Raw genomic sequence first — 14,687 nt, forward strand, 5'->3', positions numbered from 1 at the left:
GACCCCAAAACTGTCAACTATGTCCCCGAACAGGTGTAAGCTATGTCTCCGGGCTGAACACTTCGCTCGCAATGACGCAGAGAGAGGAGCTGCAAACTCGGTGTCATTCCGGGGCGCGGCTCGCGCAAGCCCCGGAATGACGCGGAGGAGAGCGTTGGCTCTACAGCTCCCTTGCATTGCTGAACGCGAACGAGCTGACGCGCCGCGTCGTCTCATCCAGGATCAGCGTGCGCGTGATCGGCGGCTCGGCGCGCTGGGCGCAGTTTTCGCGTTCGCAGAGCCGGCAGTTGACGCCGATCGGAGTGCCCTCGGTTTTCTCCAGATCCATGCCGGCGGCGTAGACGAGGCGCGACGCATGCCTGATCTCGCAGCCGAGGCCAATGGCGAAGCGTGGCTGCGGCAGCGGATGCGGCGCGACCGGGCGGCGGACCATCTGGGCGATCGAGAAATAGCGCGAACCATCGGGCAGCTCGATGATCTGCTTAAGGAGGCGGTCGGGCGTGTCGAAGGTCGAATGCACGTTCCACAGCGGGCAGGTGCCGCCGAACTTGGAGAACGGGAAGGTACCCGACGAGAAGCGCTTGGAGACGTTGCCGGCATTGTCGACGCGCAGCATGAAGAACGGGATGCCGCGGGCGTTCGGGCGCGACAGGGTCGTGAGGCGGTGGCAGACCTGTTCGAAGCCGGTGTTGAAGCGCTGCGCCAGCACGTTGATGTCGTAGCTCAGCGCCTCCGCAGCAGTGAGGAACGGCGCATAGGGCATCATGACGGCGGCGGCGAAGTAGCTCGCGAGCGTCATGCGGTAGAGCCGGCGCGCGGTGTCGTCGATGGCGCCGGCGCGGCCGATGATGAGTTCGAACTGCGGCAGGCATTCGGCCATGCCGAGCTGCACCGCGAGCTGGAAGGTGCGTCCGGGCCCGTCGACCAGTTCGGAGATCAGGAGCTGGCGGCGATGGCGGTCGTAACGGCGCAAGGTCTCGCGCATGACGTCGACCGGCATGACCCGCGTCTGCACCGAATGCTTTTCGCGCAGACGGGCGGCGAGCGCCGCATAGAGCCCTTCGGCCGGCACGTCGAGCGCGTCGCGCAGGCTTTCGGCCTGCTGCTCGAGCTCGGCGAAATAGTTGCGGTTGGCTTCGATCAGGTCGCGCACCCGCTCGATCGGGTTGGCCTCGAAACGGGCGCCCTCGTTGCGGTCGGCCATCTGCGCCGCCACCAGCGTCTCGCCGCGGCGCGCCTCGGTGTAGGCCGCGTACAGCCGCTGCAGCGCGTGGGTGACGCCGGGGCAGAGCTCGGCGAGATCGCGCAGCTCCTGCTTGGGCAGCTCGATCTGGCGGAAAAGCGGATCGGAGAAGATCTCGTTGAGCTCGGCGAAGAAGCGGTCCTCGTCGGCGCTGGCGAGGTCGCGCAGGTCGAGGTCGTAGGTTTCGGCCAGCCGCAGCAGGATCTGGGCAGAGACCGGGCGCTGGTTGCGCTCGATCAGGTTGACATAGCTCGGCGAGATGCCGAGGCCCTCGGCGAGCTGGGTCTGCGACAGCCCCAATTGCTGGCGGATGCGCCGGAAGCGCGGGCCGACGAACAGCTTCTTTCCGGATTCGCCGGGCATCTTGATCTCCTTGGGGGTAGCCAGCCCTGGATTGTGACAAATTTTACAAAATGACATTTATGACAAGTGATGATGTTACATGACATCACCATTCGAAAACAAGGGCTCTATACGAAACAGCCGGATTCGCGTTTATCTCCTGTCACGCAATTCGCAATGCACTGTCAAAGTTGTGACGGTTCAAGGAGAGTCTCATGAGCAGCAATTTCTGGGTGATCGGCGGCGAGTTCGGCTCGATGAATTTCCACAAGCTGGTGGAAGGCTCGGCCCAGGTGAAGGGTCCGTTCAAGTCGCGCAAGGAAGCCGAGGATTGCTGGCGCGAGGTGTCCGAGGAGAACCGCCACAAGGCTGGCGTCCGCTTCTCGATCGTCGAGGAGCCGCAGCGCGCTCCGGCGGCCTGACCGCCGATAAGGAATGCATTGCCGGGTATCTGAATAAGCTCGAGGAAGAGCCCAAGGACGGGGCGGTCTCAGCCGGGTCACATCGGCGGGGGCCGCCCACGTCCGTTTCGTGGTTACGACGGCGTGCTTATAACCCATTGAAGATGAAAGGGGATTGCAGAATACTGGGTTACTGCTAGGTTAACACGGTGGGAACCTGGCGAAACCAGGGCCGAACCGTGAAAGCGTGAGCGATGTCCGAGGCCGCCGATAGCAGCACAGACTCCCGCCCCGTGCGCCTGCGCGAAGCGCTGCGCCAGGCCCGGATCGAGGCCGCAGACCGAACAGGCGTGGTGGTCGACCTGCGCGACGCCGAGGTGGCGCGGCTGGAGATCCTCAACGATGCGCTCGACCCGCTGTTCGCGGAGATCCCGGGTCAGCTCGATCTGTTCGATCGCGGCATCAGCCAGGGTGAGACGCCGCGGCTGTGGATCGACGTCGTCGCCCATGTCGTGATGGGGCGCGACAAGCGGCAGTACCGCTTTGTGCAGGACACCCGCAACGGCCGCATCGTGCTCGCCGAGTCGCACGACATCGCTGCGATCGTGAAAGCCGTCACCGACTACGTCGCCCGCCGCATGGTCGAGCGCGAGCGCGCCTTCAGCGTCGCGCGGGCTCAGGCGAGGACGATCGCCGAGGCGCCGCGCCGGCGCGGTGGGATCTGGCCGTTCGTGCTCGGCTTCGTGCTCGGCGCGCTGTCGCTGTTCGGGGTCGCATTCTATGCGAGCCTGCAGCAGATCTGACGGCCTGGCCGCGCCTCAAAGCAGGCGGACCTCGCGGATCTCGCGCACGCGCAGCGCCTCGTTGACTGCGCGCACGGTCATGTCGCAGCGCCAGTGATTGCCGTCGCTGCTGATGGCAAACATGTTGTAGGCCGCGGCCGGATAGTGGCCATGCGCGATCGAGGAGGCCGAGGGCACGCCGACGACAGGGATCTTGCGCTCCGGGCCGTCGATCCAGAGCGTCGAATGCACGTGGTCGTGGCCGTGCAGGATCAGCTCGACGCCGTGGCGGGCGAGCAGCGCGATCAGCTTCTTCGCGTCGGTCAGCCGCTTCATCCGGTGGGCCGAGCGCAGCGGATGATGCACCAGCAGCACGCGGAACAGCTGCTCGTGCGCCAGCGATTCGAGCATCTGCTCCAGCGCAGCGAGCTGTGCGCGGCCGAGCCGTCCCGTCGCCATGAACGGCGCCGAAGGCACGGCAGAGGACAGGCTGATCAGCGCGAGCGGCCCGCGCCGGCGCAGCGACGGAAACGTGGCCGGTCCCTCGGCATCGCCGCCGAAATAGTCGGCAAAGCTCTCGGCGAAGCGCAGCCGCGTCGAGCGCACATAGGCGTCGTGATTGCCGGGAATCGCGGTGACCCTGTCCGGCGGCCCCACGGTCCGGAGCCAGGCCTGGGCGATGGGAAATTCGGATTCCAGCGCGAAATTGACCAGATCGCCGGTGACGGCGATCTGGTCCGGAATCTGCGTGTGCAGGTCGGAGATCAGCAGATCGAGGATGTCGCGGCGATGGTATTTGTAGCGATTGCGCGTCCAGTTGAGATAGCCGAGCGCGCGCTTGCCGGCGAGCTCCGACAGGCGCGGCTTGTGCTGTGGCGCGAGATGCGGGTCGGACAGATGGGCGAGCGTGAAGGCAGCCATTATGCCCCTCGGTGCCGATGGCGGATGCAAGCGCGCCCAGATGTCATCTCGTGCTATCCCTCGTGGTGCCCGGCTCTCATGACAAGCCCTGCCAGCGAGCGCAAGAACAACCAGGACGACGACAGCGATGACGACATATCTGAGCCGGCTGCGGATCCGGCTCGAGCCCGCGCTCCGGCGCGGCTTCCACCTCTATTGGCGCTTCGCCCGCGGCATGACGCTCGGCGTCCGCGGCGTGGTGCTGGATGCCGAGAACCGCGTGTTCCTGGTCCGGCACGGCTATGTCTCGGGTTGGCACCTGCCGGGCGGCGGCGTCGAGGTCGGCGAGACGTTCATCGAGGCACTGACGCGGGAGCTGTTCGAGGAGGGCCGGATCGCGCTCGAAGGCGAGCCGGAGCTGCACGGCATCTTCCTCAACGGCCACGTCTCGCCGCGCGACCACGTCGCCGTCTTCGTTATCAAAAGGTTCACGCAGGACCGGCCGCCGGAGCCGAACCTCGAGATCGTGGAGACCGGCTTCTTCGCCCGCGACGCGCTGCCGGAGGGAACCACGCTCGGCACGCTGTCCCGCCTGCGCGAGGTGCTAGACGGCGTTAAGATCATTCCCACCTGGCGGCCGGAACAGCACGTTGCCGCCGGATCATTATGAATTTCTGCACCGAATGAGGGCAGTCTCCCGTCCCGTGGGAGAGGGGTCGATGATATCACCTTCGATGCGGATCGCCGTGCTGGTGCCCTGCTACAATGAGGAGGCCGCGGTCGCCGCCGTGGTCCGCGATTTCAAGCAGGCGTTGCCGACGGCCACCGTCTACGTCTACGACAACAATTCCAAGGACCGCACCATCGAGGTCGCGCGCGCGGCCGGCGCCGAGGTGCGCTCTGAGCGGCGGCAGGGCAAGGGTCACGTCGTCCGGCGCATGTTCGCCGATGTCGATGCTGACATCTACGTGCTGGTCGATGGTGACGCGACCTATGACGCGCCGAGCGCGCCTGGCATGGTTGCGCGTCTCGTGAGCGAGCGGCTCGACATGGTGGTGGGTCTGCGCGTCGACCAGGAGCAGGCCGCCTACCGCATGGGCCATCGCACCGGCAACTGGATGCTGACGAGCTTCCTCGCCGAGGTGTTCGGCCAGGCCTTCAAGGACATCCTGTCCGGCTACCGCGTATTCTCGCGCCGTTTCGTCAAATCCTTCCCGGTGCTCTCCGACGGCTTCGAGATCGAGACCGAGCTGACCGTGCATGCGCTGGAGCTGGCGCTGCCGGTCGCTGAGCTCGCGACGCCATACTACGCGCGGCCCGAAGGGTCCGTCTCCAAGCTCAACACCTGGCGCGACGGCTTCCGCATCCTCGGCACGATCCTGAAGCTCTATCGTTCGGAAAAGCCGCTGCGCTTCTTCAGCGCGATCGGCATCTTCCTCGCGCTGGTCTCGATCGGCTTCGCGATTCCCATCTTCGTCACCTATATCGAGACTGGACTGGTGCCGCGGCTGCCGACCGCCGTGTTGTCGATGGGCCTGATGATCATGGCGTTGCTGTCGGCCTCGTCGGGCCTGGTGCTCGACACCGTCACCCGCGGCCGCCGCGAGATGAAGCTGCTGGCCTACCTGTCACACGCCCCGATCGAGGGCTGATGCAGGCGGAAGCTTGTGTCCGTCCGCCGTTCCGGTCATGGTTCGGGCGTCAATGTCCTGAACGAGAACACCGCCTCCATGCCCATCCTCAACAGCATCGCCGCGCTCGCCGACGACATGGCCGCCTGGCGCCATGATTTCCATGAACATCCGGAGTTGATGTACGAGGTGCACCGCACCGCCGGCATCGTCGCCGAGCGCTTGCGCGAATTCGGTTGTGACGAGGTGGTGACGGGCATCGGGCGCACCGGCGTGGTCGGTGTCATCCGCGGCCGTCGGACCAGTTCAGGTCGCACCATCGGCCTGCGCGCCGACATGGACGCGCTGCCGATCGAGGAAGCCTCGGGCGTGCCCTATGCGTCGAAGACGCCGGGCCTGATGCATGCCTGCGGCCATGACGGCCATACCGCGATGCTGCTGGGTGCCGCCAAGCATCTCGCCGACACGCGCAATTTCGACGGCACCGCGATCGTGATCTTCCAGCCCGCCGAGGAGGGCGGCGCCGGCGGCAAGGCGATGGTCGACGATGGATTGATGACCCGCTGGGGCATCCAGGAGGTCTACGGTCTGCACAATGCGCCGGGCGTGCCCGAAGGCGTGTTCGCGCTGCGGCCGGGTCCGATGCTGGCATCATCGGACCAGCTCGAGATCACCGTCCGCGGCAAGGGCGGTCATGCCGGCGCCGGCGTTCACAAGGCGGTCGACAGCGTGCTGATCGCCGCGCACATCATCACGGCGCTGCAGTCGATCGTGTCGCGCAACGTCGATCCGATCAAGTCGGCGGTCATCTCGATCTGCGTCGTCGAGGCCGGCAAGGCGATGAACGTCATTCCGGAGACCGTCGAATTGAAGGGCACCGTGCGCACGCTCGATCCCGAGGTGCAGGACCTGGTGGAGCGCCGCATTGCCGAGGTCGCCGACGGCATCGCCCGCACCTATGGCGGTGAGGCGACGACGAAATACACGCGGCTCTACCCGATCACGATGAACCATGCGCGCGAGACCGGCGTCGCCGCTGACGTCGCTCGCGACGTTGTCGGCGCGGAGCGGGTGGTCGACAATGCGCCGCCGCTGATGGGGGCCGAGGATTTCGCCTTCATGCTGCAGGCCCGTCCCGGCGCCTTCGTCTTCCTCGGCATGGGCGACGGCAAGGATTGCCACCACCCGGCCTATCGCTTCAACGACAACATTCTCGGCCACGGCGCGTCCTATTGGGTGCGGCTGGTCGAGAAGACGATGCCGGCCGATTGATGCCGGCGGCGTGGCGCTAGCTGCGAGCGGTCGCCTGCAATGACCGTTGGCGCCACTGCCGCGGGCTGCAGCCGCTCCAGCGCGAGAACGCACGGGAGAATGCGGACGCCTCGGAATAGCCGAGCAGGAAGGCGACGTCGCCGAGCGGCAGATGCGCTTGGCGCAGATAGTGGCGGGCGAGGTCGAGCCGCGTCACCTCGACGAGGTCGGAGAAGGTGGCGCCGAACTCGGCAAGCCGGCGCTGCAACGTCCACGACGTGGTCGACAGCGCCTCGGCGACCTCCTCGAGATGAAGCGCGCCGGCCGACAACCGCCGCCGGATTTCGCCACGGACCAGATCGAGGAACGCGGGCGTGCCGCAGGAGCCGGCGACACCGGCAAGATCTGTCGTCAGCCGCTGCAGGCGAGACAGATTGGCCTGGGGCATGGCGCGGTCCAGGCCGCGGTCGCGAAACACCAGCGCATTCGTGCCTTGTGACCAGCCGACGTCGGCATCGAAGGCTGCCTCATGATCGCGCCAGGCAGCCGGCCGGGCATGTTCGAACAGCACCATGTCGGGCGCCCAGCCCGATGGCAGGCAGGCGCGGAAGACGTTCGCGAACATGCCCATGGTCAATTCGGCGTCCTGCCGGCGATCGACGATCGAGCCGTCGAGAATGCGATATTCCAGCCGGAGCAAACCGTCATGGCGCGTGAGACGGGTTTCGGTCGCCTGCTGATGCCAGGGAAACCACAGCGCAAGATGCTCGATCGCAGAGCCCAGCGTCGGCGCCGCGAGTGCGATCTCGCCGATCAGGCCGAGCATCTGCGGCTGGTAGCGCTGGCCGAACCACAGTCCGAAATTGTCGTTACCGGTCTCCTGCGCGGCATCTTCCATCATCGCGACGTAGTCGGCGAGGTCGAGCGCGCGGCGGGTCTGGCCGAGGCATTCGGCATCGATGCCCACCCGTTCGAACACCGCCTCGGGGCGGCCTCCCGTCAGGGCGATGAAATCGGCGACACCGGTCGCAGCAGCGGCCAGAATGTTCCGGCTGCGGTCGCGCGGATGCTGGTGTTCGGCTGCGGGAGGCTGTGCCATGAAATCCTCGCCTTTGAGGACGTACGCCGTCGGTTGACACCTCGTAGTTATGCAAGTCACGTGCCTGCCGAAGCGGGCTATCGATAGAGCCCCCCGCGCAGGGACGCGGAGGGCTTGCCTTGATCCTGGATCTCGCGAGTCCTCGCGGATCAGTCGGCCATGGCGCGGGCCTCGGTCAAGGCGATGTCGAGCAGGTTGTCACTCGCCGCGTTGCCGCGCTTGCCGGCCGTCAGACGATAGAGCAGCAGACCGACGGCGAACAGCACCACGAAGGCCGCGAACACCTGCAGGTTGAACCAAATCATCGTGAGCAGCGAGAGCGTCGCACACACCAGCGCCACGGCCGGAAGCACGGGATAGAGCGGCGCCTTGAACGGCCTGATGAGGTTGGGCTCGGTGGCGCGCAGGCGGAACAGCGCGGCCATGCTCATGATGTACATCACGAGCGCGCCGAACACGCTCATGGTGACGATGTTCGCCGTCAGCGTCTGCCCGGCGAACTGGATGAGCTCGTCGGAGTAGATCGCGGCGATCCCGATCACGCCGCCGGCCAAGATCGCCCAATGCGGCGTGCGGCAGGTCGGGTGCAGCGCGGCGAGCTTGGCCGGCAGGAAGCCGGCGCGCGACAGCGCGAAGATCTGCCGCGAGTAGCCCATGATGATGCCGTGGAACGAGGCGATCAGTCCGAACAGGCCGATCCACACCAGCATGTGCAGCCAGCCGGAGTTTTCGCCGACCACGATCTTCATCGCCTGCGGCAGCGGATCGTTGATGTTGGCGAGCTTCGACCAGTCGCCGACGCCGCCGGCCATGATCATGGTGCCGAAGGCGAGCACGACGAGCGTCAGAATCCCGGCGATGTAGGCGAGCGGAATCGTCTTGGTCGGATTCTTGGTCTCCTCCGCGGCCATGGCCGCACCTTCGATCGCCAGGAAGAACCAGATTGCGAACGGGATCGCCGCGACGATGCCGCCGATGCTCGTCAGCGAGAACGAATTCTCACCGGCCCAGCCGTTGGCGGCGAAGTTGGCGAAGGAGAAACCGGGCGACACGACGCCCATGAACACCAGGAGTTCGGCAATCGCCAGGACCGTCACGAACAGCTCGAACGTCGCGGCGATCGATACGCCGGCGATGTTGAGGGCCATGAACACCAGATAGGCGCCGAGCGCGGCGGTCTTGGGCGACAGCGCCGGAAACTGGACGTTGAGATAGGCGCCGATGGCGAGCGCGATGGCAGGCGGAGCGAACACGAACTCGATCAGCGTCGCGAAGCCGGCGACGAAGCCGCCGAGCGGGCCGAAGGCACGGTAGGAATAGGCGAACGGACCGCCGGCATGCGGGATCGCGGTGGTGAGCTCGGTGAAGGAGAAGATGAAGGTCGTATACATCACCGCGATGAAGATCGTGGTGACGAGGAAGCCGAGCGTGCCGGCCTTGTCCCAGCCATAGCTCCAGCCGAAATATTCGCCGGAGATCACCAGCCCGACCGCGATGCCCCACAGATGGAGTCCGGTCAGGCTCTTCGAAAGGGTCGGTTTGGCCTCGTCACTCATGTCCAGTCGCTCCTGTCTGCTTGTGATGGGTGATTTGGGATGACGATGTGGTCGTCTCGATCGCGGCATCCGGCGCCGCCTCCTTGAGGCCGATGCCGGTGACGCCGATCCGCAGCGCCTCGCGCACCAGCCAGGCCAGCTTGTCGGCGGCGCGCTCGGCCGAGAGCCCGTGGTCGTGAATGTTGGAAATGCAGTTGCGGGCGCTGTCGCGCAGGCCCGGCGCCGGGTGCAGCGTCAGATACACTCCAAGGGAGTCCGCGGCCGACAGACCCGGACGCTCGCCGATCAGGACCGCGACCAGCCGTGCGCGCATCGTGGCGCCGACATCGTCACCCAGCGCCACACGCGCCTGCGAAGCCAGCACGATCGGGCCGATGGACAGGCCCGTCAGACGCGCCTCGGTGGCGATCACGACAGCGGCGGCATGGTTTTCGACGGCATCCGCCGACAGCCCGTCGGCAATGATGAAGACGAGATCGTACGGACCGGATGTCAGCCTGGCGGCTTCCTCCGCGGCGAGGCGGCGCCCGAGGTCGGGCCGGCGCAGATAGCTGGCGCGGTCCGGTGCTGCACTCGCGACCTCGATCACCTCCCGCGGCGCGAGCGCGTCGGCGATGCCGTCGAAATTGACCTTGCCCCATACGGCATCGCGCGCGAGCGCATGCGCCATCTGGAATTCCAGCTTCGCGGCCGTCGGAAGCCCGTCGCCGGCGCGGCCGAGTGCGACGCGGGCGCGCGTCATCCCGCGCAGCAGGTCGAACGGATCTTCCCTCATGCCCGCGCTCCCTGGCCGATCAGCCGGACTACGGAAGGCGCGCTGCCCGGCAATGGCGGCACGCGGCCGCTTTGGTCGAGCAGGCCCATCCGCGCCAGCCAGGCCTCGAACTCCGGCGCCGGGCGGCGGCCGAGCAGATGCCGCAGCCGCATCACGTCGTGATGCGACAGGCTCTGATAGTTGAGCATGATGTCGTCGGCGCCCGGCACGGCGATCAGGAAGTTGACGTTGGCCGCCGCGAGCAGCAGCGCCAGATCGTCCGTATCGTCCTGATCGGCCTCGGCGTGGTTGGTGTAGCAGACATCGCAGCCCATGGGCACGCCGAGCAGCTTGGCGCAGAAATGATCCTCCAGCCCGGCGCGAATGATCTCCTTCGCGTCGTAGAGATATTCGGGACCGATGAAGCCGACGACGGTGTTGACCAGCAGCGGCGAGAAGACGCGCGCGACGGCATAGGCGCGGGCCTCGACGGTCTGCTGATCGAGGCCGTGATGGGCGTCGGCCGACAGCGCCGCGCCTTGGCCGGTCTCGAAATACATGACGTTGTTGCCGACCGTGCCGCGCTTCAGCGACAAGGCTGCGTCCTGCGCCTCGGCCAGCAGCTTCAGGGTCACACCGAAGCCGGCATTGGCAGCCTCGGTGCCGGCGATCGACTGGAAGACGAGGTCGAGCGGCGCGCCTTTCTCGATCGCCTGGATCGAGGTCGTGACGTGGCTCAGTACGCAGGACTGCGTCGGCACCTCGAATTTGAGCCTGAGATCATCGAGCATCGTGAGCAGGCGGATGCAGGCCTCGACATTGTCGGTCGCGGGATTGATGCCGATCACCGCATCGCCCATGCCGAACAGCAAGCCATCGAGCGTGCCTGCGGCGATCGCCTGGGGATCGTCGGTCGGATCATTCGGCTGCAGCCGCGACGACAGCCGCCCCTCCAGGCCGATGGTGGAGCGGAAGCGGGTCACGACCCGGCATTTGGCCGCGACGGCGACGAGATCGCCATTGCCGCAGAGCTTGGAGACCGCGGCCACCATCTCCGGCGTCAGGCCCGGCGCGAGGGCGGCCAGCCGGTTGGCATCCGCCTCCCAGGACATCAGCCATTCGCGCAATTCTCCGACGGTCAGCGACGCGACGGGCGCGAATGCGGCGGCATCGTGGCTGTCGAGGATGAGGCGCGTGACCTCGTCGCTCTCGTAGGGAATCAGCGGCTCGTCGAGGAAACGCCGCAGCGGCACGTCGGCGAGCGCCATCCGCGCCGCCACCCGCCGCGCGGCGCTGTCGGCTGCTATGCCAGCCAGCTCATCGCCAGAGCGGCGCGGCGAGGCGCAGGCCAGCAGCGTCTTGAGATCGTCGAACACATGAGTTTCGCCGCGATGGCGCGACCGGAACGCACCCGTCATCTTCGACCTGCCGCTCGTGCTGCGTCAGAGCGGTCCAAGCGGCCGCGATGGCGACCACAACGCTCATGAGCTGGGGCAGGTTAAGCGAGGGCGGCTCCGGAAACTTGACATCTTAGCACAATCTTCGGTCACGTCGCGCGAATGCTCAGAAAACTGGCATCGGTGACCCTCGGGGGCGGGCGAATGCTGTCAACACGTGGACGGCCCGCCATGGACCGCGCCGCTCCAGAATGCTATCTCGCCACCCCACATGAGTGACCTGTCCATTACGATCTCCGCCGAAAAGCCGGGCGACGCGCAGGCGATCGAGCGGCTGCATGAGCGCACCTTCGGCCCCGGCCGCTTCGTGCTGAGCGCCTACCGCTTGCGCGAGCATGTCGATCATCTGCTCGCGCTGTCGTTCACCGCCCATATCGGCACTTTGCTGGTCGGCTCGGTGCGGCAACTGCCGATCTGCGTCGGCGACACCAAGGCGCTGATGCTCGGGCCGCTGACGGTCGAGCCGCCGTTCCGCAAGCACGGCATCGGCCGCATGCTGATGGAGCGCTCGGTCGTGGACGCGCGGGCGCAGGGCCACCGCTTGATACTGCTGGTGGGTGACGCGGCCTACTACGCGCGCGTCGGCTTCAAGCCGGTGCCGAAGGGCAGGGCGATCATGCCGGGACCGGTGGATTACAACCGGCTGCTGGTGAACGAACTGATCGAGGGCGCGTTCGAGGGCGTCGAGGGTGCCATCCGGCCCGATTGGGATTACGCGAAGTAATCTCGGTCTCTCCGTCATTGCGAGCGAAGCGAAGCAATCCAGAGTTCCGCCCACGTCTCTGGATTGCTTCGTCGCTTCGCTCCTCGCAATGACGAAGGAGGGGGCGCAGATTGGTCGCGTTCTGCGCCCTCCTCGAATCAGAATTTGAGGTTGGCAAAGATCCGCACGCCGATGCCGGGCAGCAGCACCTCGTCCTTGGTGTAGGACACCGAATTACGGATCTTCTCGTTGAGCAGATTGTTGCCGACGAGGCCGACCAGCATCTCGCGCGCGCCGAACATGTTCGCATCGAGTTTGGTCCGGTAGCTGACCTCCGCCTTGAGCAGGTTGTAGCCCGGCGTCGGAGTCTCCGCGATCGGCGCGATGTCGTTCTGCGCGAAGGCGTGCAGCAGGTTGATGCGGGTCAACCAGTTGGCATCGCGCCAGAACAGGCCGCCGCCGACGCGCATCGGCGGAATCCGCGGCACGTTGGTGCCGTCCGCGAAGGTGGCGCGGACGACGTCGAACTGGTTCTCGATCCCCCAGATGCCGCTGCCGAGCGGAGCAACATCGAATTGGCTCTGGAACTCGAAGCCGCGGAACAGCGCGTTGCGCTGCGAGTAGACCGCCTGATTCAGCTCGGTGCCGGTGGTGCCGCAGGAGGCAAAATCGTCGCCGCACATCACGCCGGTCAGCCGGCGATAGATGAAGTTGCTGAACTGCGTGTAGTAGGCAGTGGCTTCGAAGCGGAACGGGCCGGTGGCCTTGCGCAGCCCGGCCTCGACGGTCTTGGCGGTCTCGATGGTCAGGTTCGGATTGCCGATGTCGAAGGTTGCGGTCGCATCATGGCCGCCGCGCGAGAACAGCTCGGCTGGCTTCGGCGCGCGCTCGACATATTGCGCGGTCACGCTCGCCACCAGATCGCCCGGCAGGTTCTGCAACAGGCCGACGCTCGCGCTCTTCGGCGTGTATGACGGATTTCGGGCGATGTTGGCCTGCGGCGTGCCGTCCGGCAGATAGTCGACCGGGAAGTTCGGCGTGGAGCCGTTCAGCGCGATGTGCTCGATCCGGCCGGCGACCTGCGCCTTGGTCGAGGGCGAGAAGGCGAACTCGTTGAAGACATAGCCGGCGACGCGGTTGTTGGTGTTGGGGCCGAACAGGCCGTTGAACACCGAGCCGGGATTGTCGGGGCTCGGCGCATTCAGCTCCTGGTGCCCGGCCTGCACGCCATAGGCGGTCGTCAGGGTGGCGAAGCGCAGATTGACGGGCATCATCTGCATCTCGACGCGCGCTTCCTGCTCGCGATTGGTGAAGGTCTGGCGCACGCCATCGGTGGTCGGGTCGGTGACGGCTGCAAGGCCGAGCTCATTGTGCCGATAGTCTGTCGCGCCGGCCCAGAACCGGATCGCGTCGATTGCCGCGGAGTCCGGGCGATACTCGCCCTTCGCGGTGATCTTGGTCTGGTGCGCATCGATCCGGGTCCGGCTGTCGGCGCCGCCGATGCCGGGGATGTGGTAGAGCGCATCGGTCTGCGTGATCGCGGCGCCGACGAAGCCGCCTGAGAAGAAGTAGCTGCCGCCGATCGAGGCGCCATCGTTCTGCGCGGCGGAGTTCGGTTGCCGGCCGTTCACCGGGCGGGTCTGGTCGAACAGATAGGGATAGCCGGGAATGGAGTAGTCGCCGGTCTTGCGGCCGTAGGCATCGGCATGAAGCGCGAAATTGCCGCCGCCGGCATCGAGCAGCACGCCGCCCTCGACGCCGCGGTCGACCGAGCTGAACGAGGTGCGCGTTTCCGCGGTAACGCAAGGCGCGCTGCCCGCGGCCGGAGCGCTCGCCGGCAGGCCATAGGTCTGGAACGGCGCGGTCGAACAGGTCGGCAGGGCCTGCGGAATGCGGTTGTTGGTGGCGCTGACGACGCCGCCGATCGAGGTCGAGCCGTAGCGTAGCGCCGCGGGGCCGCGGACCACCTCGATCTGGTCGCTGGTGAGCGGATCGATCGGGACGAAATGGTCCTCGCCGAGATCCGAGGCACCGCCGCCGCCGAGGCCGTTCTCGACGATGCCGACGCGGTTGACGTCGAGGCCGCGAATGATCGGCCGGCTCGATGCGCCCGGCGCGAAGCTCGATCCGGTGATGCCGGGTTTCGAATTGAGAAGGTCGCCGAGCGTGGCGGCGCCGGAGCGGCGCAGTTCCTCGTTCGGCACCACGGTGACGGTCGCGAACTGGTCGGTGACGACAGGCAGCACGCCCTGTTGCGGCGGGGGCGGCGCGGTCTGTGCCTCGCGCGCGGGCGCCGGCGTGCGTGGGCCGCTCCGGGCCACGCGCGGGGCGGGATTGGGCCGCGGCACCACCGGCTTGCGGGCACGGATCGGGCTCGGTGCGGTCACTGTGACCTCGGGCAGTTCGGCCGCCGGCTTCGCAGGATCGTCAGCGCGCGCGGGCGCACCCAAAACGCACAACATGGCTGCGGCGCTGCAGCCCGACATCAAGGCTCTCGACAACATCTTTCACTTCCTGATCCTGATCAGGCGTCCCACGTCTTTCGTTGCCGGCGGGATGCGCCTGCCG

The 14,687-nt window shown here is 66.6% G+C and carries 13 protein-coding genes; 6 read left to right on the top strand and 7 right to left on the bottom strand.

What is annotated here, in order from left to right:
* Positions 1-160 precede the first annotated feature (160 nt).
* Positions 161-1,606 carry a helix-turn-helix domain-containing protein gene (locus tag ACQR0U_RS18020; protein WP_315717316.1) on the bottom strand — a complete coding sequence of 482 codons (1,446 nt, stop codon included), beginning with the start codon at positions 1,604-1,606 and terminating at the stop codon, positions 161-163.
* A 194-nt stretch (positions 1,607-1,800) separates the two neighbouring features.
* Between ACQR0U_RS18020 and ACQR0U_RS18025 the strand changes: the two genes are divergently transcribed.
* Both ACQR0U_RS18025 and ACQR0U_RS18030 read left to right on the top strand, forming a co-directional pair.
* Positions 1,801-2,007: a DUF4170 domain-containing protein gene (locus ACQR0U_RS18025; protein WP_315717315.1), complete on the top strand. Its 207-nt coding sequence runs from the start codon at positions 1,801-1,803 to the stop codon at positions 2,005-2,007.
* 233 nt (positions 2,008-2,240) lie between these two features.
* Positions 2,241-2,789 (top strand): hypothetical protein, encoded by a 549-nt coding sequence (locus ACQR0U_RS18030; RefSeq protein ID WP_434863381.1) that lies wholly within the window; start codon positions 2,241-2,243, stop codon positions 2,787-2,789.
* 15 nt (positions 2,790-2,804) lie between these two features.
* Here ACQR0U_RS18030 and ACQR0U_RS18035 read toward each other — a convergent pair whose 3' ends face one another.
* Positions 2,805-3,689: a metallophosphoesterase family protein gene (locus ACQR0U_RS18035; RefSeq protein WP_434863380.1), complete on the bottom strand. Its 885-nt coding sequence runs from the start codon at positions 3,687-3,689 to the stop codon at positions 2,805-2,807.
* A gap of 127 nt (positions 3,690-3,816) precedes the next feature.
* Between ACQR0U_RS18035 and ACQR0U_RS18040 the strand changes: the two genes are divergently transcribed.
* The 3 genes from ACQR0U_RS18040 (at position 3,817) to ACQR0U_RS18050 (ending at position 6,571) form a co-directional block, all read left to right on the top strand.
* Complete coding sequence (locus ACQR0U_RS18040; protein ID WP_315717312.1) at positions 3,817-4,338, top strand: NUDIX domain-containing protein; 522 nt, start codon at positions 3,817-3,819, stop codon at positions 4,336-4,338.
* Between the two features lie 49 nt (positions 4,339-4,387).
* Positions 4,388-5,320, top strand: coding sequence for a glycosyltransferase family 2 protein (locus ACQR0U_RS18045; protein ID WP_316172763.1), 933 nt, complete (start codon positions 4,388-4,390; stop codon positions 5,318-5,320).
* A 78-nt stretch (positions 5,321-5,398) separates the two neighbouring features.
* Positions 5,399-6,571 carry a M20 aminoacylase family protein gene (locus ACQR0U_RS18050; RefSeq protein WP_315717310.1) on the top strand — a complete coding sequence of 391 codons (1,173 nt, stop codon included), beginning with the start codon at positions 5,399-5,401 and terminating at the stop codon, positions 6,569-6,571.
* A gap of 16 nt (positions 6,572-6,587) precedes the next feature.
* Here ACQR0U_RS18050 and qhpR read toward each other — a convergent pair whose 3' ends face one another.
* The 4 genes from qhpR to ACQR0U_RS18070 form a co-directional block, all read right to left on the bottom strand.
* Entirely contained in the window at positions 6,588-7,649 is a 1,062-nt protein-coding gene (gene qhpR, locus ACQR0U_RS18055) for an AraC-like transcriptional regulator QhpR (protein ID WP_315717308.1), read from the bottom strand.
* 149 nt (positions 7,650-7,798) lie between these two features.
* On the bottom strand, positions 7,799-9,205 hold the full coding sequence (eat, locus tag ACQR0U_RS18060; RefSeq protein ID WP_315717307.1) for an ethanolamine permease: 1,407 nt from the start codon (positions 9,203-9,205) through the stop codon (positions 7,799-7,801).
* The gene (gene eutC / locus ACQR0U_RS18065) at positions 9,198-9,980 is read right to left on the bottom strand and encodes an ethanolamine ammonia-lyase subunit EutC (protein ID WP_315826993.1); all 783 of its coding nucleotides are present in this window, start codon (positions 9,978-9,980) and stop codon (positions 9,198-9,200) included. Before eutC ends, eat begins: the two co-directional genes overlap by 8 nt.
* Complete coding sequence (locus tag ACQR0U_RS18070; RefSeq protein WP_315826992.1) at positions 9,977-11,377, bottom strand: ethanolamine ammonia-lyase subunit EutB; 1,401 nt, start codon at positions 11,375-11,377, stop codon at positions 9,977-9,979. The genes eutC and ACQR0U_RS18070 overlap by 4 nt, the downstream gene beginning before the upstream one ends.
* 250 nt (positions 11,378-11,627) lie before the next feature.
* Between ACQR0U_RS18070 and ACQR0U_RS18075 the strand changes: the two genes are divergently transcribed.
* Positions 11,628-12,140: a GNAT family N-acetyltransferase gene (locus ACQR0U_RS18075; RefSeq protein ID WP_315717304.1), complete on the top strand. Its 513-nt coding sequence runs from the start codon at positions 11,628-11,630 to the stop codon at positions 12,138-12,140.
* Between the two features lie 137 nt (positions 12,141-12,277).
* Here the strand turns inward: ACQR0U_RS18075 and ACQR0U_RS18080 are convergent, their stop codons facing one another.
* Positions 12,278-14,605 (bottom strand): TonB-dependent receptor, encoded by a 2,328-nt coding sequence (locus ACQR0U_RS18080; RefSeq protein WP_316172772.1) that lies wholly within the window; start codon positions 14,603-14,605, stop codon positions 12,278-12,280.
* Positions 14,606-14,687: the final 82 nt, after the last annotated feature.

Source organism: Bradyrhizobium sp. HKCCYLRH3097 (assembly GCF_051167875.1).
Lineage (GTDB): Bacteria > Pseudomonadota > Alphaproteobacteria > Rhizobiales > Xanthobacteraceae > Bradyrhizobium.